The sequence below is a fragment of the Parendozoicomonas sp. 2304DJ65-17 genome (assembly GCF_058148445.1).
In genome coordinates this window covers 347991-366775 of record NZ_JBYVJV010000002.1, presented here as the reverse complement: position 1 = coordinate 366775, position 18785 = coordinate 347991, and the positions used below count along the sequence as shown (strand labels likewise).

At 43.0% G+C, this 18785-nt stretch carries 14 protein-coding genes; 2 read left to right on the top strand and 12 right to left on the bottom strand.

Going from position 1 to position 18785, the window contains the following annotated elements; all coding sequences use genetic code 11:
- Positions 1-5: 5 nt before the first annotated feature.
- The 8 genes from ACY2RR_RS06610 to eno all read right to left on the bottom strand — a co-directional run bounded on the left by ACY2RR_RS06610 (position 6) and on the right by eno (position 10703).
- Positions 6-1112, bottom strand: coding sequence for a glycosyltransferase family protein (locus ACY2RR_RS06610; protein ID WP_490107350.1), 1107 nt, complete (start codon positions 1110-1112; stop codon positions 6-8).
- Between the two features lie 199 nt (positions 1113-1311).
- The gene (locus tag ACY2RR_RS06605) at positions 1312-2313 is read right to left on the bottom strand and encodes a hypothetical protein (protein WP_490107349.1); all 1002 of its coding nucleotides are present in this window, start codon (positions 2311-2313) and stop codon (positions 1312-1314) included.
- A complete protein-coding gene (locus ACY2RR_RS06600; protein WP_490107348.1) occupies positions 2300-3523 on the bottom strand; it encodes a glycosyltransferase family protein in 1224 nt (407 codons plus the stop codon). The genes ACY2RR_RS06605 and ACY2RR_RS06600 overlap by 14 nt, the downstream gene beginning before the upstream one ends.
- On the bottom strand, positions 3495-4673 hold the full coding sequence (locus ACY2RR_RS06595) for an MATE family efflux transporter (RefSeq protein WP_490107347.1): 1179 nt from the start codon (positions 4671-4673) through the stop codon (positions 3495-3497). The genes ACY2RR_RS06600 and ACY2RR_RS06595 overlap by 29 nt, the downstream gene beginning before the upstream one ends.
- A gap of 24 nt (positions 4674-4697) precedes the next feature.
- A complete protein-coding gene (gene wecB, locus ACY2RR_RS06590; RefSeq protein ID WP_490107346.1) occupies positions 4698-5813 on the bottom strand; it encodes a non-hydrolyzing UDP-N-acetylglucosamine 2-epimerase in 1116 nt (371 codons plus the stop codon).
- A gap of 483 nt (positions 5814-6296) precedes the next feature.
- A complete protein-coding gene (gene pyk / locus ACY2RR_RS06585; protein WP_490107345.1) occupies positions 6297-7718 on the bottom strand; it encodes a pyruvate kinase in 1422 nt (473 codons plus the stop codon).
- 173 nt (positions 7719-7891) lie between these two features.
- Entirely contained in the window at positions 7892-8902 is a 1011-nt protein-coding gene (gap, locus tag ACY2RR_RS06580) for a type I glyceraldehyde-3-phosphate dehydrogenase (protein WP_490107344.1), read from the bottom strand.
- Between the two features lie 514 nt (positions 8903-9416).
- Complete coding sequence (gene eno / locus ACY2RR_RS06575; protein ID WP_490107343.1) at positions 9417-10703, bottom strand: phosphopyruvate hydratase; 1287 nt, start codon at positions 10701-10703, stop codon at positions 9417-9419.
- Positions 10704-11042: 339 nt separating this feature from the next.
- On the opposite strand from eno, the gene ACY2RR_RS06570 reads away from it, so the two are divergent.
- A complete protein-coding gene (locus tag ACY2RR_RS06570) occupies positions 11043-11852 on the top strand; it encodes a GntR family transcriptional regulator (protein ID WP_490107342.1) in 810 nt (269 codons plus the stop codon).
- Between the two features lie 31 nt (positions 11853-11883).
- Here ACY2RR_RS06570 and ACY2RR_RS06565 read toward each other — a convergent pair whose 3' ends face one another.
- From ACY2RR_RS06565 to ACY2RR_RS06555, 3 genes are all read right to left on the bottom strand, one after another.
- Positions 11884-13071, bottom strand: a complete 1188-nt coding sequence (locus tag ACY2RR_RS06565) for a hypothetical protein (protein ID WP_490107341.1) — start codon at positions 13069-13071, stop codon at positions 11884-11886.
- Positions 13072-13096: 25 nt separating this feature from the next.
- Positions 13097-14653: an AbgT family transporter gene (locus ACY2RR_RS06560; protein ID WP_490107340.1), complete on the bottom strand. Its 1557-nt coding sequence runs from the start codon at positions 14651-14653 to the stop codon at positions 13097-13099.
- Positions 14654-14770: 117 nt separating this feature from the next.
- The gene (locus tag ACY2RR_RS06555) at positions 14771-15988 is read right to left on the bottom strand and encodes a DUF819 family protein (RefSeq protein ID WP_490107339.1); all 1218 of its coding nucleotides are present in this window, start codon (positions 15986-15988) and stop codon (positions 14771-14773) included.
- Between the two features lie 530 nt (positions 15989-16518).
- Between ACY2RR_RS06555 and ACY2RR_RS06550 the strand changes: the two genes are divergently transcribed.
- Positions 16519-17151, top strand: coding sequence for a hypothetical protein (locus ACY2RR_RS06550; RefSeq protein ID WP_490107338.1), 633 nt, complete (start codon positions 16519-16521; stop codon positions 17149-17151).
- A gap of 62 nt (positions 17152-17213) precedes the next feature.
- Here the strand turns inward: ACY2RR_RS06550 and hydA are convergent, their stop codons facing one another.
- Positions 17214-18641 carry a dihydropyrimidinase gene (gene hydA / locus ACY2RR_RS06545; RefSeq protein ID WP_490107337.1) on the bottom strand — a complete coding sequence of 476 codons (1428 nt, stop codon included), beginning with the start codon at positions 18639-18641 and terminating at the stop codon, positions 17214-17216.
- Positions 18642-18785 lie beyond the last annotated feature (144 nt).

The window sequence follows — 18785 nt, the reverse complement described above, 5'->3', positions numbered from 1 at the left end:
ACGGCTCATTGTATCAGTATTTCATTCCATTTCTTAACCATATTTTTCCAGGAATACTTCTCCTCGTATATTTTTTTACACTCCTGCTCAATTCCAAATCTTTCTTCATTTGTTAGCTCTCTAATTTCATTAATCTTTTTCGTTAAACCAGCAACATCATCATATTTCGATATATACCCTATCCCAGAAGCTACTGGAATTTCTGATGCTCTACATTCCTCGTTCATTAATATTGGCACTCCTAAAACCATTGCATCATACATTTTATTGGGTGCTGCATTTATATAGTTCATATTGACAGGGGCATAATGTGCAAACATAGCTAGCGATTTTTTTGCTATTTCTAAAGATTGCTCAGGTGAAACCTCGCCCAAATAATTAACTTTATTATTTCTACAAATTCCTTCCGACCATTCTCCAGTTTTTCTTCCAGCGTACACTATATATACATCTTCAATATTACTTACAGCTTCAACTAAACTTTCAATTCCATTAATGTTTTCTGTTATAGATCCAGACACAAAGATGTATTTGTAATTTAGAGATTCAATATCATCGTATTCTTTATTATCTTGCTTTGTATAATGACTTGAATTGTGGATAACGATGCTTCTTTTAGGTTTAACAGGATAGTGACTCAATCTAGTCTCATTAACTTCAACAACAAAATCTACATTTTTATAGACTAAAATTGAATAAGCTTTTAACAAGGGGTTTAATATTCTCATCCACCCCATAAGCCTAATACGCAAGCTGTCTAAAACCTCACATACTAGTATATTTGGTTTCCTTTTCACTAACTTAAACATGAATGGGAAGTAATACTCTTCATTACAGAATACTACAACATCGGAGTCTATTTCATTAAGCTTATTAACAACATATTGTAAGAATCCAACTGAATCTATTAATGACCTAAGTCCACCATGCGCTATTGACTTCTCATAGATGTGGAGCCTTACATTCGAGGGAAAGTCATTAACATTATAATCCCGATTTGAACGATTACATCCAATATAATTCACTTCAGATGCTCTAGAAGAAAAATGCTTCACATTTTTCTTAATTCTAATATATGTGGGTAATTCAGAATATATATATGTCAACTTCATGAAGCTAAAACCATAAAATGGCGAATGAGAATTAATAACCCTTACAACCTATTAATAGGTGCTTACCTTAAGCGCTGATTTTGATACCTGTAACCATACTATATATGAAAATATAATTTCACTATACATTTATAGTTATTAAGGGCTCGAATTTTATAGAGCTTATCAAGTTAAAAAGTTCAGTCTTCGAAAAACCAAATCACAAAAAAGCAGAAATATCGGATTTTTTATTATGCAAAGATGTATCTATCTCTAGTGATTTTTTTCGAACCAACAAATCACTAACTACTCTATTCAACTCGTCATTAGTTTTATAAACATGTACCTTTTCCCCATATTTTTTTTCCATAAATCTGGAGTAATTGCAATCCTTCATTACTATATAGGCTTTTGATGCTAATGCTTCATAAAAAACACCTGATACCCTATTATTAAAATCCACAGGGATAAATATTATATGTGCTCCCAAAATAAGTTCGGCATAATCATCAAAATAGTTTCTAACACAAACATATTCTTCAAACGCTTCTTCACCCCCCTTCAAATAAAGCTTTGTCTTATTACTTACACATACATCAATGAGAGTTCTGTTATCAGCTTCGTTACCACTCCCACTTGGGGAAAACACATATACTTCATTTACTGCATCATTGTTTGCTTCAATCAATATTGGGTGATTTATAACAACAGACTTCATTTTATATTTTTTTTGGAGATGTAATGCAATATAATCTTCAAAGACAATGGGTATTATAAAAATTCTATTTATTTTTCGAATACACAATTTAGCGACATTAATTAATTTACGTCTAGATATATTATCAATTGTGTTATGTTCGAAAGCATATACTTTCTTTCTTTTAATCAAAAAGATCATAGAGAACAAAAACACACTACATAAAGAATCATAAGATAGAAAAACTACATCTTTTGATTCTTTATACAATTTAAAATTCAAACAAAAATTAATTGGCACAAAAATCAAATGTTCTAAGTAATGTTTTAAGCCTTGAACATCAAAACCAAAAAAACTTGGATAATCAACCCGTTCAACCTTACGATTAAAACTATAATTACTTTTACATATTATTTTTACATTACTAATTCTAGATTGCTTGTCAACTATGAAATTATTTAAACGCTTATGACCTGTCGGGCTTACATAGTCGACAAACAAAAGGTATTCGCTACCTTTCTTCATAGGCAGCCTCAACTTCCTTAGCAAAAAGCTTTCCAAGGGAATCCCAACTTAAGCCCTTGACATATTTACTAGCCACTCTGTCCTCACACTCTTTCTTTAAAATGGTATAGTTATCTACAATTTCTCCAACAGCACTGCAAAGTGAAGTGTATTCATTGCGAATGAGTAAAACACCAGGTATATCTTTTAAGATAGAAATGCAGGGGTCATCGTCCGTCTGATACAAATATAGTAATGGTGCCTTCTGGCTTAACAGCTGATAAAGTTTACCAGGTATCTGTAAGCTTCCTTCATTCCCAATGACCACATTAACATCTATATAGTTTAAAATGCCAATGGAGTCCTCATATTTAATACTTTCGTGAAAAATTATATTTTCTATTTTATTATCTGAAACATAATCTTCGTAGACTTTACTATGTGGACCTATTATATAAAGCTTTGATTTATTTTTTTGGATTGCTTTAATTAGTGGAAATGCATTTCTTGACTTCCTATATGTTACGCCCACATGGGCAAACTTCAAAATACTTCCTGCTTCTTTTAGCTCTAGTAAAGTGGACGGAACATTATTTAAATATTTTTCACTACTTACATACCCCATAGGAATGGAAACTATTTTACAACCATGCCTTGCCCTTAGAACATTTGTTGTTTTTTCATTTGTTGTCGTTATCAATTTGGCGAAAGATAAATACTTTTTTTCTAAATATCTATTAATTAGTTTTCTATAAATTAAATTCTCTGGGTAAATTGGGTTGTCTGACCAGGGATCTCCCATTTCACAGACATGCATTGTTCCACTACTCTGAGACAAATATCGCCCAAGAAAATGAGCGCTATAAGCTCCTGATGCCGTAATCAAAACGTCGAAATTACGAAGATCTTTTTTATGTTCTTTATATGCTTTTTTAGAAATGCCTAGATACTTGTCTGGAACAAGGAAGTATAGCAGCATGTTTGACCATAGATATTTGACAAGGCTTGGAAGCATACTGTTAGTTATTTTTTTATCCAGCCGCATCAAATTTGTCTCGTTCACATATATTTTTTTATTCTCCCCCACCCCACTTGTGTGAGGTATTAAGAGTGTTAAATCAATGCGTGAATTATCCTCAAGCCCTTTTATAAAATACAGGTTTCTAATTGTCTGTGAATCATAATTTGGAGGTAATGAACTACTAAAATATAGAACTTTTATTTTTTTCATGGACAACCCTTACATAAATTAAACAAACGATCATATGCAGAAGATACGAAAAGAAAAATGTAAAGACATATGATTCTGCACTATAGTCATTTATATTTTCGAAAATCATTAAAAATACACAAACCCATAGGCCATTAAGGAACAATCCATGCCACATACTTTTCCTAGAGAGGATATAAACTCCTATTAGAGTTGATATAGATGAGAAAAGTGATGCTGCAATCATCATCCTCCATATATCACGTATATTCTCCAATCTACTCTCACCGTACAGACCAAGGATAATATCCACACCCGCGTTTAACACAATAAATATTGTTATCAATGTTAATGACAAAAGAATCAGATAATTATTACCACTATCCTTTTGCAGTCTTGTAACAATCTTAGGCGTCAGTGCTGTTATGAAAAATATTAAAACCTGAAACCACTGGAAAGATATATTAAAGTATTTTACATCATCAGTTGGTGCATGTTTTATGAAAATACTATAACAATATATAAGAACAGGAAAAGTTATAATTGAGCTCATATAAGTGGGTATATAAAAACCTACAACATCCTGCTTAACACCCCTACCCACAGGAGTGGGTCTATTATTTATTAGACGACGATAATAAATTATCATTAATGCTGCGCAAACCAGGAAGAAGATGTTTACCGCTTGGCTATTTACCCCATATAAAAAAATGATAGGAAGCCATAAAGTAATTGCCCCCAATCCTCCGAAAAATGCCGACTGTACTTCCTTCCCATTTGAAATCAATCTGTTAGTAACTATTTGAGTTACTGAAACATACAGTGCTAATACCAGTGATAAAAAAGATACTCTATATTCTTGAAATAGAATATTAACTGATAAGTAATAGGTTACTAATCCAGCAACCATAAATGCTACAAGGCCATACATAGTCTTATTATTGTATGAATCCTTATATTTCAGTTTAGATTGAATTATTCCTCCACATATTAAACCAGACATCATCATTGATAAGTTATAAGCAGATGTTAGACTGGAAAATCTTTCAGGCGATGCGTTTTGCGATATGTATATGAAAGATAGCATAGAAGCCAATCGGCCCAGTGAAGCAGTTGCCACCACCAACCAATGTTTGAACACTTCACTATTAAATATATTTCTATACTTCATCTATTTTCTCTATACTTCTACTCCTCATTTTTTGCTAATTTCCCTTATTATACGCTCGCTTGCTTTTCCATCTCCATACGGGTTGTGTGCTTTGCTCATTATTTCATACTCTTCTCTATCATCTAGAAGCTTGCAAATAGCTTGAATAATTCCTTTCTTATCGGTTCCAACTAGCTTTACTGTACCAGCTACAACTGCTTCAGGCCTTTCCGTTGTTTCCCTCATTACTAACACTGGTTTACCCAATGAAGGTGCCTCTTCTTGAATTCCACCTGAGTCTGTTAGAATCAAATATGATTTATCCATAAGAAAAACAAAGGGAAGGTAGTCCAATGGTTCGATAAGGTGCACATTGCTCATACCTTTTAGAATTCTATTTACAGGCTCTCTAACATTAGGATTCAAATGAACAGGGTAGACAATATTAACCAACGGATAACGCTTTGCTATATCAGCTAGCGACTCACATATTCTTTCGAAGCCGCAACCAAAACTTTCACGCCTATGCCCAGTTACCAAGATAATTTTTCCCTCTCCTAAAAAAGAGAATTTTTCTTTCATTTTATTTCGAATTTCTTGGTCGTCTCGAATTATTTTTTTTGCATCAATGAGTGCATCAACTACAGTATTACCTGTTACATATATATTGTTGGGATCTACATTTTCTTTTATTAAGTTTTCTTTAGCTTTTTCTGTTGGCGCAAAGTGCCATTTGGTTAGCGCCCCTGTAATTTTACGATTTGCCTCTTCAGGCCAAGGAGAGTAAAGGTTTCCAGTCCTTAAACCAGCTTCGACATGACCAACAGGAATTTGCTTATAGAAGGCTGCCAGCGAAACCGATAATGTGGTTGTTGTATCTCCATGCACCAAAACCATATCTGGTTTACACTGACTTAGTACTGATTCCATCTTTTTCAGGATATTAATTGTTACATCAGTCAAACTTTGACCAGGCGACATTATATTCAAATCGAAATCTGGCTTTATCTCAAAAAGCTTTAAGACTTGATCTAACATTTCCCTGTGCTGTGCAGTAACACATACCTTTACATCAACCTGTTGATGATTATAAAATTTTTTTACAACTGGAGCCATTTTAATGGCCTCAGGTCTCGTACCGAACACAACGAGTACTTTCACATTTTACCCTTTTTGGTTTTTCATCGTTTCCAATTAGTTTTTATAATTGGAAAATAATCCCGTATTGTTTATCCACACATATTAACTATGTACGTTTTCCAATGCGTTATTGCTTACAAAATCTAGATATCGAGCTCTTCCCAGTCGTATCGAAAAGACTTTGGGTACCTGTTGTCCAGCTAGGGCTCTCTTCGTCCCATTAAACGTGGAGAATGATCACTTCCCTTCATGAGGATTCAAAGGAATACACTAAATTTTTGCCACGCTACCGCCCTCCAGCCACTGTATTTGCCGGAAAATATCTTATCTAGTTTGTGCTTTTATCTAATTAAAGTTTTTAACAGGCGGAGCATTTTACAGATTCTTGCTGATCGGAGCTAGGTGTATCCATGCTTATTGGTGAGGGGAGAATTATGAAAATTTATGAATTTGCATACGTGCTTAGCAGGCGTAGCAAACACCACACCTGCCAAGATAAGTAAATCAAACACTCAAAATCTTAAGCACATTAGTATTCCCCTGACTACTACCCCGAGTCAGTAGAACCTTGTCGCCCTTCTGGAAGCCACCAGTAGCGACTACTAACTCCATAGCCTTTTCCTCCACATCAGGGCTATCACTGCTCACATCAAACGGCAGTGACTGAACACCGCGGTACAGAGCCAAGCGGCGACCAGTTTCTTCACGGCGACTCAACGCAAAAATAGGCAGAGCAGAGTTAATGCGGGACATCCACAGAGCGGTCTGACCAGACTTACTCAGGCAGATAATAGCTTTGACACCTTCCTGATGGTTTGCTGCATACATTGCAGCCATAGCAATGGTCTCATCTGTACGCTCGAAGGTCATATCCATGCGATGCTGTGAAACAGTCACAGATGGCTGCTTTTCTGCAGCACAAGCAATACGTCCCATAGCTTCCACAACACCATGCGGAGAATGGCCAGTTGCAGTTTCTGCTGAGAGCATTACCGCATCAGTGCCGTCCAATACAGCGTTTGCCACGTCGAATACTTCTGCACGAGTTGGCAGAGAGTTTTCGATCATGGATTCCATCATCTGGGTGGCAGTAATTACTGGGCGATTCAGGCGTCGGGCCATGGTGATCATTTCTTTCTGAACACCAACCAGCTCCGCATCTCCAATTTCTACACCCAGGTCGCCACGAGCAACCATAATAGCGTCGGAAGCAGCAATAACTTCTTCAAGTTTATCAGTGTTGTTAACAACTTCCGCACGCTCAATCTTGGAAAGAATGGCAGCATGTCCACCAGCAGCTACCAGCAGTTTACGAGCTTCTTCCAGATCCTCTTTGCAACGAACAAACGATACCGCCAGGTAATCCACGCCCATTTTGGCCGCAGTCTTGATATCTTCCTTGTCTTTGTCGGTAAGAGCTGGTGCAGAAAGACCACCACCCTGCAGGTTAATACCTTTATTGTTGGAAAGAATTCCGCCAGTCAGCACCTTGCAGCGAATCTGTGGTCCATCAATACTCACAACTTCCAGGCTCAGGCGACCATCGTCCAACAACAGAACATCGCTTGGTTTACAGTCATTTGGCAGGCTCTTATAGGCAATACCAACACTTTGGCTGGTACCTTCATCACGCTCCAGATCCGCGTCCAAAGTGAAGTTTTCACCAGGAACCAGATTTACTTTCCCTTCCTTAAAACGAGCAATGCGAATTTTAGGCCCTTGAAGGTCACCTAGAATGGCTACGTTACGGCCTTGCTCAGCAGAAATAGAACGAACCAGTTCGGCACGAGCCATGTGCTCTTCAGGCTCACCGTGGGAAAAGTTCATGCGAACAACATCTACACCTGCAGCTACGAGCTTTTCCAGCGCTTCGCGAGTTTCACTGGCAGGCCCCAGGGTGGCAACAATTTTTGTACGTCTCAGCATGATACTGCTCCAGAAGGGCACTCAATAAAGAATGTTTATTAACAAACACAAAGACACCAATGGCAAGCCATCAGTGTCTTTATGGGGGAATAAAAAAGAGGGGAAAAGAATGGAAGTCCATCTATTTCCCCTCATCACATCACTGTTCGGTTTAAACCTTTACACTAGCGATATCAGGCGTTCATCAGTGCCTTAGCGGTATCCAGCATACGGTTGGAGAAGCCCCACTCGTTGTCGTACCAGCTCATCACCTTAACCAGACGACCCTGTACGCGAGTCTGAGTGGCATCGAAGTTGGAAGAGAATGGGCTGTGGTTGAAGTCCATGGAAACCAGAGGCTGGGTATTAATAGCCAGAACCCGCTTCATGGCAGGATTGGAAACTGCAGCCGCAGCAACAATCTCATTAACTTCTTCAACAGTGGTATCACGCTTGGCAATAAAGCTCAGGTCAACCAGAGATACGTTGGCAGTAGGCACACGTACAGCCATACCATCAACCTTGCCTTTCAGTTCAGGTACAACCAAGCCTACCGCTGCAGCTGCGCCAGTCTTGGTAGGAATCATGTTCAGTGCAGCAGCACGGGCACGATACAGGTCAGTGTGGTAAACGTCTGTCAGAACCTGGTCATTAGTGTAAGCGTGAATAGTTGTCATCACGCCAGACTCAATACCCAGAGCTTCGTTCAACGGCTTGGCAACAGGAGCCAGACAGTTGGTGGTGCAGGAAGCGTTGGAGATAACGCTCATGTTTGCAGACAGGGTCTCTTCGTTCACACCGTAAACAACAGTGCCGTCGATATCCTTGTCGCCAGGAGCAGAGATGATGACTTTCTTCGCACCAGCGTCCAGGTGTGGCTGACACTTAGCCTTGGAACGGAAGATACCAGTGCATTCAAATACCACATCAACCTTCAGGTCTGCCCAGGGCAGCGCACCAGGGTTACGCTCGGAGAGAACCTTGATCTCGTCACCATTAACGAACATAGAGCCCTCGCCACCTTCAACCTGAGCGTTGAAAGTACCGTGAACAGTATCGTACTTAGTCAGGTGAGTGTTGATCTTGGCATCGCCCAGATCGTTGATGGCAACAATCTTAAACTCGTTAGTGCGGCCATTCTCATACAGGGCACGCAGAACATTTCGACCGATACGGCCATAACCGTTAATAGCAATACGGATCATCTTGAACTCTCACTATCCAGTTTGTTCAACGCGGGTCCGCTCTACGGGCCCGGGATTAAAAAAATGCCTATTCAACAAATACACTTCGGCACTTTTTGAAATTTCATCAGTAAGCTTGTCAGCAGCAATCACCGACTGCGCAACCCTAATTTCAAGAGCCATCATTGTAGTCTGTCGCTCTGAAACCTACCCAAAATCCTGTATCTCAATAATTTAGACGGGTAACTTACTGCGCGAATGGTATTACATTGGTACACAAGGACAATTGACACACATCAATCGCAATACCATTTACACAATAGGTTACATAACCTTTTATACCTAGCTCCTATGAACAAGGTGTGAACACCCGAACCTCTGGATACTGACGCCCACATAAGTCGACCGGTGCAGAAAGCTAAGGATCAGCCAAGAATCCAATCTTCTCCAATCAAAAGTTATAACTAGGAGGCACAAAAAAAGCCGCTTTCTTAAATGAAAAGCGGCTTTTTGATTGAGTGCGAGTCAGTAAGTATTACTTGAACTCAGCCATGCCACGGTAAGCAGCCTTAGAACCCAGCTCTTCTTCGATGCGCAGCAGCTGGTTGTACTTAGCTACACGGTCGGAACGGCACAGGGAACCAGTCTTGATCTGACCAGCTGCAGTACCAACAGCCAGGTCCGCAATGGTTGCATCTTCAGTTTCACCGGAACGGTGAGAAATCACTGCAGTGTAACCAGCATCCTTAGCCATCTTGATTGCGTCCAGAGTCTCGGACAGCGTACCAATCTGGTTCAGTTTGATCAGGATGGAGTTGGCAATCCCCTTATCAATACCTTCTTTCAAAATCTTGGTATTGGTTACAAACAGGTCATCACCAACAATCTGGATCTTGTCGCCTAGAATCTTGGTCTGGTAAGCGAAACCATCCCAGTCAGATTCATCCAGACCATCTTCAATAGAGATGATTGGGTATTCTTCGGTCAGCTTGGCCAGGTAGTCGGAGAAAGCGTTGGAGTTGAAGACTTTGCCTTCACCCTTCAGGTTGTACTCACCATTTACGTAGAATTCGGACGCTGCACAGTCCAGAGCCAGAGTCACATCAGTGCCCAGCTTGTAACCAGCCTTTTCTACAGCTTCTTTAATAACAGCCAGAGCGTCAGCGTTGGAAGCCAGGTTAGGTGCAAAGCCACCTTCATCACCAACCGCAGTGTTCAGGCCTTTAGAAGACAGGACCTTCTTCAGGTTGTGGAAGATTTCAGCGCCAACCTGCAGAGCTTCACGGAAGCTCTTGGCACCAACAGGCTGAACCATGAACTCTTGAATATCAACGTTGTTGTCAGCGTGCTCGCCACCGTTGAGGATATTCATCATTGGCACAGGCATGGTGAACTGGCCAGAGGTACCGTTCAGGTTAGCGATGTGTTCATACAGAGGAATGTTCTTGGCATTCGCAGCCGCTTTGGCAGCAGCCAGAGATACAGCCAGAATTGCGTTGGCACCAAACTGACTCTTGTTGTCAGTTCCGTCCAGAGCAATCATCTTGTCGTCCAGTCCACGCTGGTCTGCAGCATCAAAACCAATCAGGGCTTCGCGAATAGGACCATTAATGAAGCCAACAGCCTTGAGAACGCCCTTACCCAGGTAACGGGACTTATCGCCGTCACGCAGTTCCAGCGCTTCGCGGGAACCTGTAGAAGCCCCGGAAGGTGCGCAGGCACGCCCCCAATGGCCGCTTTCCAGTTTCACATCAGCTTCAACGGTGGGGTTGCCACGAGAGTCGAGAACCTCGCGACCACGGATTTCTGCGATCTTGGTCATTAATAGTCTCCAGTCGTTTACTGCGTGGGCAGTGGAACCGGTTGATAGGAAATTGTGCGCAGGATAATACCTATTCTCTTCCTCCCGTGCACCCCAACCATGTCATTCCGACCTGTCCAATTGACGAGAATCAACATTTACATTGATTTCAGCCCACTTTTGCAGACAGAAACCTTACATCTACCTCAAAATTGGTATTATCCAATTTCATTTTTTCTGGTATTACATCTGTTCTTCGGTAGCGACTATGATCAAGGTTCAAATCCAAGCACAGCCTACCGACCAACAGAGCCAGAATTCTACCAGCGGTTTTCCGTCAGACTCTGGATCCGATAGATCATGAGCCGTAACACCATGACTAACGTCACTGTTCAGACAGCTTCAAAAGCACCTCCCGTCGGCAATTTCCCACAAGGCCAGACTGAGCGCATTTTTGGTGAACCTGACTCCCTGAAAGATAACGCAACTCCTCTTTATCTCCAGTTGCAAAGCCTGATTCAGCAAGCCATAGACAATGGCACCCTGGAACGGGGTTCAGCGCTGCCTGCCGAACGTGAAATCGCTCAATATATGAAGGTCTCCAGAGTCACTGTTAAGCGAGCTATCAGTGAACTCGTTACAGAGGGCCTGCTAGTCCAGCGCCAGGGCGCGGGTACATTTGTGGCTGAAAGGATGGTCCATAAACTCGATCGCCTCAACAGTTTTTCTGAAGTTATCGAGTCAGTGGACAAACATCCGGACTCTCTCTGGATTGAGCGGGGCATAGGTTTAGCCAATAAAGATGAGCAGGCACGCCTACAACTTCCTTCCGGAGCTGAGGTGGTAAGAATGTTCCGGGTCCGTATGGCAGACGATACACCTGTCGCTCTGGAATATGCTGTTGTTCCAAGAAAATATCTGGATACACCATTCGATGTCACCGGCTCTCTGTACGAAGCACTGGGTCGTGCAGGCTCTCGCCCGGTAAAGGCCATCCAGAAACTACGGGCAGTTGCATTAGAAGAAAGTCATGCCGATTACCTGAATATCGAAGCAGGTATTCCAGTGATAGTTATGGAACGCAGAGGGTTACTGGCCGACAACACACCTGTTGAATATAGCCGTTCACACTTTCTTGGCGATACTTTCGAGTTTGTAGCGGAAGTCTGAGAGTTAACTACAGGGAACAGAGAAATGAGAACTAACTCTTAGCAACCTGTTCCCGCCGCCACAATTCCTGCGCCAGCGTTGTGACGTTATAAGGAGTCCAAAAACCTGATGGTTTTTTCACTCCTTTCTGAGTTTGCTCATCCGCGCCGGCTAGCAATAAGTCGCTGGCAAAGGTGGAGCAGTTATGTGTTGCCAGATCGTATCCCTTATCTTTTTTAGCGGCAAACCTTTCCTTTATCCTCTCAAGGTTCAAACCTTTCAGCTCCACAACAAAATCCGGCATGCCGAAAGTTCCACAGTCACTTTTTAAGTCACCCTGAACTGATTCCACACTCACTTTGGGTACAACCATACGAACGGAGTCGCTATCTTTCCTCGTAAGCCCCAGATAACTCACATAACTGCCCTGAGGCTTATCTCCCAGCATAAGAGCAACATGGCCTGCAGCACCTTCTTTCTGATCCTTATAAACCATCACATACACGGAACCTGGGTTAACCCGCCCATTCAATAACTGCCGGGTCTGCTCAGGGATTTTGGCCTTCTCTGCACGACCAGTCTTGCCATGAAAGTGTTGGGTAATAGTTCCCGACAACATTCTTCTCACACCTTTCAGGCTTGAGTCTTTTCGTGGAACAACAATGCCGTCATTGGTGTAAAACTGCTGCATATCAAACCAGGGCATACCACGAATCATCTTCTCCATGTGCTGAAGCTGTTTAGCTGATGGCTGCTTCTTGGGAATTTTTAATGTGAAGTCAGTTCTCTTGCCTGCTGTGTATGGTGTTTTATAGGAAGCTAATCCATGCATAACCAGAAAAGCCCCGGCCACATCACACGCCTGCTTCTCAGGCAGCATTTTATTACCACTTAGCCAGACCTGTTCCGCAACACTTCTATGCAACGGGTTCTTTATCGAGTCAATTACAGAGCTACCAGAAGAACCACTGGGAGTGATGAATGTTTGCACATCCTGAGGTTTTGCCGCAGAAACTTTATAAGATGAGAGCGCACGCTGAATAGGTTTGGGCAGGAGGTGTTGATACAACCACTGCCCACCTTTTCTGACTTCTACCTTGAACTGCTGCCAGCGAGATAAACTTTCCTGTTTCTGAGCACTTTCTGACTTAGCACCCCGAATCCCTATGCCAACAGCCTCAGAAGAGGTAACCGCAGTATCAACTTTTTTGTTTGCGAATTTCCCGGAAACGTCTCTCATCCATGAGCAACTCTATTCCACTCTCTCAAAAGCCTAGGGGAAGCTGGAACATAAAGAAAGCTATCAACAACACACTCCAGAGGATGATAAAGGCCAGAGTATATGGCCACATAATGCCGATCAGATCCCCCGGAGAAAGGTCTGGGCGGTAGCGCCGCATAAACGACAACACAACCCCTGCGTACGTCATCATCGGTGTCACAATATTGGTGGAAGAGTCCGCTACCCGAAAGGCAGCAGCAACAATATCTGGCGTCATACTGCTGTTAACCTGATACAGCATCGGTACAAAAATAGGTCCCAGTAACATCCATTTTGAAGTTAATCCACCCACAAACAGATTAATAACTGCCGTCGTTAAAATAAAACCTAACAGGAGTAACACCGGCCAGTCCTGTAACCCCATGGCCTGCAAACCACTCGCTCCCAGCCAGGTTAACCAGGTGCCAATTCCACTGTAAGAGAGCAATGAGAGAAAGTTGTAACAGAAGAAGGTCAATACAAGGATGTAGCCCATGGTATCCATTTGCCTTGCCATGGCTTTTACAACCTCATCCGCTGATGCAAACCTTCCTGTTCCTGCACCATAAAAAATCCCACTCAGGGCGAAAACCAGAGTTATGAGCAAAATAATATTGTTCAACCATGGAACAACGCGTTTACCGGAAGGTTCGTAGTAAGCGGCCAGCGGCCCAAAAATTAGCCAGGTCACTATGGCCAAAGCGATTACCAACCCAACCAACGCCCAACGCAAACCAAACCGATCTCGCTCAGATAAGGAAAAACTTTCAGAAGCACTCTGATCCGTCTGCTTCCAGCCTTTATCTTTCCAGCGTGGCCCAACTACAAATGCAGTCACCAACCCACCGGCAATGGTCAGAACAAAAGTCGAAAGACAGATAAACCAGTAATGCATGGTGGCTGGCATCAGATCATCACCATTAAAGCGGGCAAACGGCACTCCCTGACTTTCCGCGAACAACCTTGCATTCATACCAATCACGACATCAATTGGTGTTGCTGGTAGAAGGTTGGCACTGAACCCCGCAGAAACACCGGCAAACGCTGCAGCCATTCCCACAATCGGGTTTTTGTTTATTCCGGCATAAAGCAAGCCCGCCAGAGGAACAAGAATCAGATAGCCGGCATCACTGGCAAGGCTGCTCATAATGCCAAGAAACACTAGCAAGACAGGCAACCACCGTTCACTCAGTCGAAGCCCAACACTTTTAATCAAGGCTGTAAGCAAGCCACTTTGCTCAGCAATACCAACACCAAGCATAACAACCAGAATCACGCCCAACACACCATGCCCAAAAGCTAGCCAGTTCTGCAGCAGGGCATTTTCAAACATCCAGCGAATACCATCGAAAGAGAGCATATTGCGGATACTGTGTTCTACAGGTTCATCACCAACACCGGGAGTCGTAAAAGTCACTCCCGAAAGAGAGTTTGATGCGAGCACACAGACAACAAAGAGGACAATAAAGATAATCACGGGGTCAGGTATCGCCCGACCTACCCTCTCCATAAAGGACTTTCGTGACTGCCCGGCCGTTGCAACCGGAATATCCACAGGCATGCCTTTCTCCAGTCTTTCAGCTAAACACTGCAGTATAGAGGGCCATAAACGACAAAAGCCCTGCAGCGTTAACACTGCAGGGCTTTTTGATATCAGAACTCTTTCAAGCTTTGAACATCAGAAGGTCATCAGAATCTTGGCCAGCATCAGGGCCGATACAGTACCGATCGCGGAGCCGAAGATACCCATGATCAGACCAGCAGGTACCAGAGCTTTGTCGTAAGTACCGGCAAGAATAGGAGCAGATACAGAACCACCAATGTTTGCCTGAGAAGCAATACCGCAGATAAACAGGTCAAGTTTGAAAACCTTGGCCAGAATCAGCAGAACAACCAGGTGGAACAACAAAATCAGGAATCCGGCAATAATGTAGAACGCAGCCTGACTCAGATCGATAGTAGAGAAGTCAGTGGAGCTGGCAATCAGGCCAACAACAACGTACAGCAGAACGCTACCAACATGGTCTGGGCCTTTGATTTTGTTCAAAGGCGTGGTGCTCGCCAGAATACCTGCAAGAGTTGCCAGAATAACAACCCAGCCACTGCCACTGAAGAAGCCACGAAGACCAGACAGGAAGTGTTCGTCAGTCAAACCACCTGGGTTTACAACCTGCTTGCCCAGTACCAGAACGATACCGGCAACACCCAGACCAAGCCCCAGAGTCAGCATGAAGTCCATGAAGTTGTATTCACGCTTGTCTTCTTTCTCAGCCGCATTCAGGTGAATCTTGCTGATAATGGAATCAACTTCTTTGCTGTCTGCACCGGAGAACTTATTGAACGCCTGACGCATAGGAGCGAAGGAGATCATCAGCACCAGCCAGATAGATGCACAGATGTTGTCCATCAGGAAGGCATAAGTCAGCGCCTGAGAACCATCAGCAACACCGAGACCCTGTTGGGCAGCAGCCATATTGGTAGAACCACCCACCCAGGAAGAAGACAGGATGGAGAAGGTCTGCCATGCATCAGCTTCAAAGCGGCTTTGGAAAGCAACATAAACGATGATAAAGCCAATAAGAATACTGGCCGTTACCGCCAGGAAAGATCCAACCAGTTTTGGCCCCAGCTTGAATACGTCGCGAATGTCGTTTTTCAACAGAAGCAGGAACAACATCATTGGCAGCAGGTAGTACTTCAGGCTGCCGATAAAACTGCTTACTTCTGGAGTCAGCTGCCAGACTTTCAGAGAAGCACCGATCATCCCACCAAAGTAAATAAAGGTGAGTGCGGGCACTACTTTGAAAAGCTTCAGCTGCAGAGTTTTTTCACAATACAGAACAGCTGTAATAAATAGCATCAGGAGAGAAAAGAAACTGTATACGCTTGTTATCATAAAATCCTACTGTCCCTTAAAAACAAAACAATACTCCGCAGAGACTGAAATCAATCAGATCAGAAAACCGCTTTAGTAATTATTTATGGCGGGAGCGATGTGTCAGCAGACGAACATAAGCGAACACAAAACACATCAACTGACAGCTGCGGGGTCAGAAAGCGTTAACACACTAATGAGCCAGGCTCGGAATAACCCTGACACAGATCAACTTCACAGGAATTTATCTTGCCAGCACATCCTTTAACGGGCATTTTTCCTTAAAAACCATAGAGTTACTTACTACTAAAAAAAACAAAGTCAGACTTTAAAGCCACAACTCAAGTATCAACACAAACCTAACCACTACCAAAAACTGCAACAGCAGAAAATATGACTTAATTTCCCATACAGACAAGATATTACCCTTAAGAGAAAGGGTAGTTTCAAAGTATTAGCTACCCCTTCCCATAGAAAACGCTCAAATAAACATTCATTGTATTTGCGTGAAGATAACTAACCGCCTCGTTAACAGCTTTATGCTTCATGCGGTGTCTATTCCTGAAACCATTCAATTTGGGGAAACAGGAATGAGAAAGATAATGCGGACTTTGTTGGTTTTGGCGCCACTTATGGGGCTATTTTTATGGAATCATGCTCAAGCTGGCCAAGAGGAAAATACAACTGAGCTTGTCTTCTGTGGAGCCCCATATACTGAGGAGTGTAGATTTGCATATGAAGAACAAGCCAATTTTTTTGCTGGCAAAATAATCAAGGCGGGTCTTGATGGCTGGATTCTGGCAATGCAGTGCATACTAAAAGCAGACATCAAAAACCTGGTGAAAGTCTATAAACCCTTAGACGGAGTGAGTGAGCAACGTGCGAAATCAAGAGCCAAGCATTACTTCTCTGGAAAGGTAGATGTTTTCATACACTCAAAACTCAAAAAATCTGTTTTAACGCTAGTCGATAAATACGCTCAACAAGGAAATGACTGCAATCAGTTTTCAGAAGAGGGGGAACAATACTGTCAGATAAGCCTGCCTACTGAAGCCCCTTACGAAGATGAAGAAACCGCTAAGAAAAAGTTAAACTTATTGGCAAACAGAGCTGTAGAGATTCTCATATCTGCAATAAGCAAACAGCTTGCAGAAGAGTTTTATGAGGAACACCTGCGCAACTAAACGCATAAGTCAGAGAGCCATATTAATAAAGCTCTCTGATCACGTTCCCTGACAAGCAAACATCAAAACACTGGCGAGTGATGCAACCGAAATGATTCATCCAAAGGCTTCCGGTGTATAAACTGCCCCTGCCCGGGAGCGCCTTTGAACTGTCCATCCTCAACCAGGATATTACCCCTCTGCATCGTCAATACCGGGTACCCCTGAAGATGGAAACCTTCATACGGCGAATAGTCACAATTGCCATGCTGCATACTCATATTAATAGTTGCATGATGAGACGGATCAAAAATCACCAGATCTGCATCGGCCCCTTCGCGAATCACACCTTTCCGGGGATATAAGCCAAACAAGCGAGCTGGCATAGTGCTGGAAATTTCCACAAAGCGGTTGATAGACATCCGCCCCTTCATAACCCCTTCCGAGAACATCAATGGCATGCGGGTTTCAACGCCGGGCATACCATTAGGACACTTGGTGAAGTTCCCAAGCCCCATACGTTTTTGCTCAAGGGTAAACGAACAGTGGTCTGTAGCAATGGTATCTATAGTACCGTCATTCAAACCAGCCCAGAGTTTTTCCTGATGCCAGCTTTCCCGCAGAGGTGGACTCAGCACATACTTCAAACCACCCAGCTTAGGGTTACGTCCAGGCATTTGCTCATGGTAGCGCTGCATATCCAGCATCAAATACTGTGGGCATGTTTCCGCATAAACAGGTTGTCCCTGCTGCTGAGCCAAGCGGATATATTCAAGCCCGGGCGCATTAGAAAGGTGAACAATATAAAGAGGCGCAGCATCAGCCATCGCAGAAAGATTAATCATCCGGGCTATAGCTTCTGCTTCACATTCTGCAGGGCGACTCAGGGCATGGAATATTGGGTCTGTCTGGCCGGATGCCAGCATACGTTCCCGCAGGAACTGTACAGCACTGTCGTTTTCCGGATGCACACAGGTCAGCGCATTCAGCTCGTTCAAACGCAGCAGAGCTTTCAACACTTCACGATCAGAGAGTTTGTAGTTATAAGTCAGATAAAGCTTAAAACTGGAAATGCCTTCCTCATCCACCATGGAAGCCATTTCATCAAGAATAGCATCGTCCACATACTGAATTGTTCCATGGAAGCTGTAGTCGATAACCGACTGCTCCGCAGCCCAGCTTTTATAAACATTCAGTTGGTGATGAAGATCACATCCCGACGGGCCAAACCCCATGTGGTCGACAATTGTCGTTGTTCCACCCCAGGCGGCAGCTACCGTACCTGAGTAAAAATCATCGCAGCTACGACAGATACCTACATCAATATTCATATGAGTGTGAACATCAATGCCCCCGGGAATCACATACTGCCCGGTTGCATCAATGACCTTGTCTGCAGGCTGGCTGATGACTGGCGCAATCTGCTCGATCACACCATTGCGTACCAGAAGATCACTCTGTCGTGACTCTTCTGCATTTACCAGAGTGGCATTTCTGATCAGAACCGACATACCCATCCCCCACACTCATACTGCTGTCAGGCATGAAGCGATGCCTGTGGTCTGAATTGGAATAGGCATTACGAAACGGAAATATCCATTCCAATTCAGGCTGTGCGTACAAGAAAAGATCTACCCCTACCGCCGAACAGTAAC

Excerpts from the sequence above, each read along its gene's own strand:
- hydA (WP_490107337.1), bottom strand. The coding sequence starts at position 18,641 with ATGTCGGTTCTGATCAGAAATGCCACTCTGGTAAATGCAGAAGAGTCA.
- ACY2RR_RS06570 (WP_490107342.1), top strand. The coding sequence starts at position 11,043 with ATGAGCCGTAACACCATGACTAACGTCACTGTTCAGACAGCTTCAAAA.
- ACY2RR_RS06600 (WP_490107348.1), bottom strand. The coding sequence starts at position 3,523 with ATGAAAAAAATAAAAGTTCTATATTTTAGTAGTTCATTACCTCCAAAT.
- ACY2RR_RS06560 (WP_490107340.1), bottom strand. The coding sequence starts at position 14,653 with ATGCCTGTGGATATTCCGGTTGCAACGGCCGGGCAGTCACGAAAGTCC.
- ACY2RR_RS06595 (WP_490107347.1), bottom strand. The coding sequence starts at position 4,673 with ATGAAGTATAGAAATATATTTAATAGTGAAGTGTTCAAACATTGGTTG.
- gap (WP_490107344.1), bottom strand. The coding sequence starts at position 8,902 with ATGATCCGTATTGCTATTAACGGTTATGGCCGTATCGGTCGAAATGTT.
- ACY2RR_RS06565 (WP_490107341.1), bottom strand. The coding sequence starts at position 13,071 with ATGAGAGACGTTTCCGGGAAATTCGCAAACAAAAAAGTTGATACTGCG.
- eno (WP_490107343.1), bottom strand. The coding sequence starts at position 10,703 with ATGACCAAGATCGCAGAAATCCGTGGTCGCGAGGTTCTCGACTCTCGT.
- ACY2RR_RS06555 (WP_490107339.1), bottom strand. The coding sequence starts at position 15,988 with ATGATAACAAGCGTATACAGTTTCTTTTCTCTCCTGATGCTATTTATT.
- pyk (WP_490107345.1), bottom strand. The coding sequence starts at position 7,718 with ATGCTGAGACGTACAAAAATTGTTGCCACCCTGGGGCCTGCCAGTGAA.
- ACY2RR_RS06605 (WP_490107349.1), bottom strand. The coding sequence starts at position 2,313 with ATGAAGAAAGGTAGCGAATACCTTTTGTTTGTCGACTATGTAAGCCCG.
- ACY2RR_RS06610 (WP_490107350.1), bottom strand. The coding sequence starts at position 1,112 with ATGAAGTTGACATATATATATTCTGAATTACCCACATATATTAGAATT.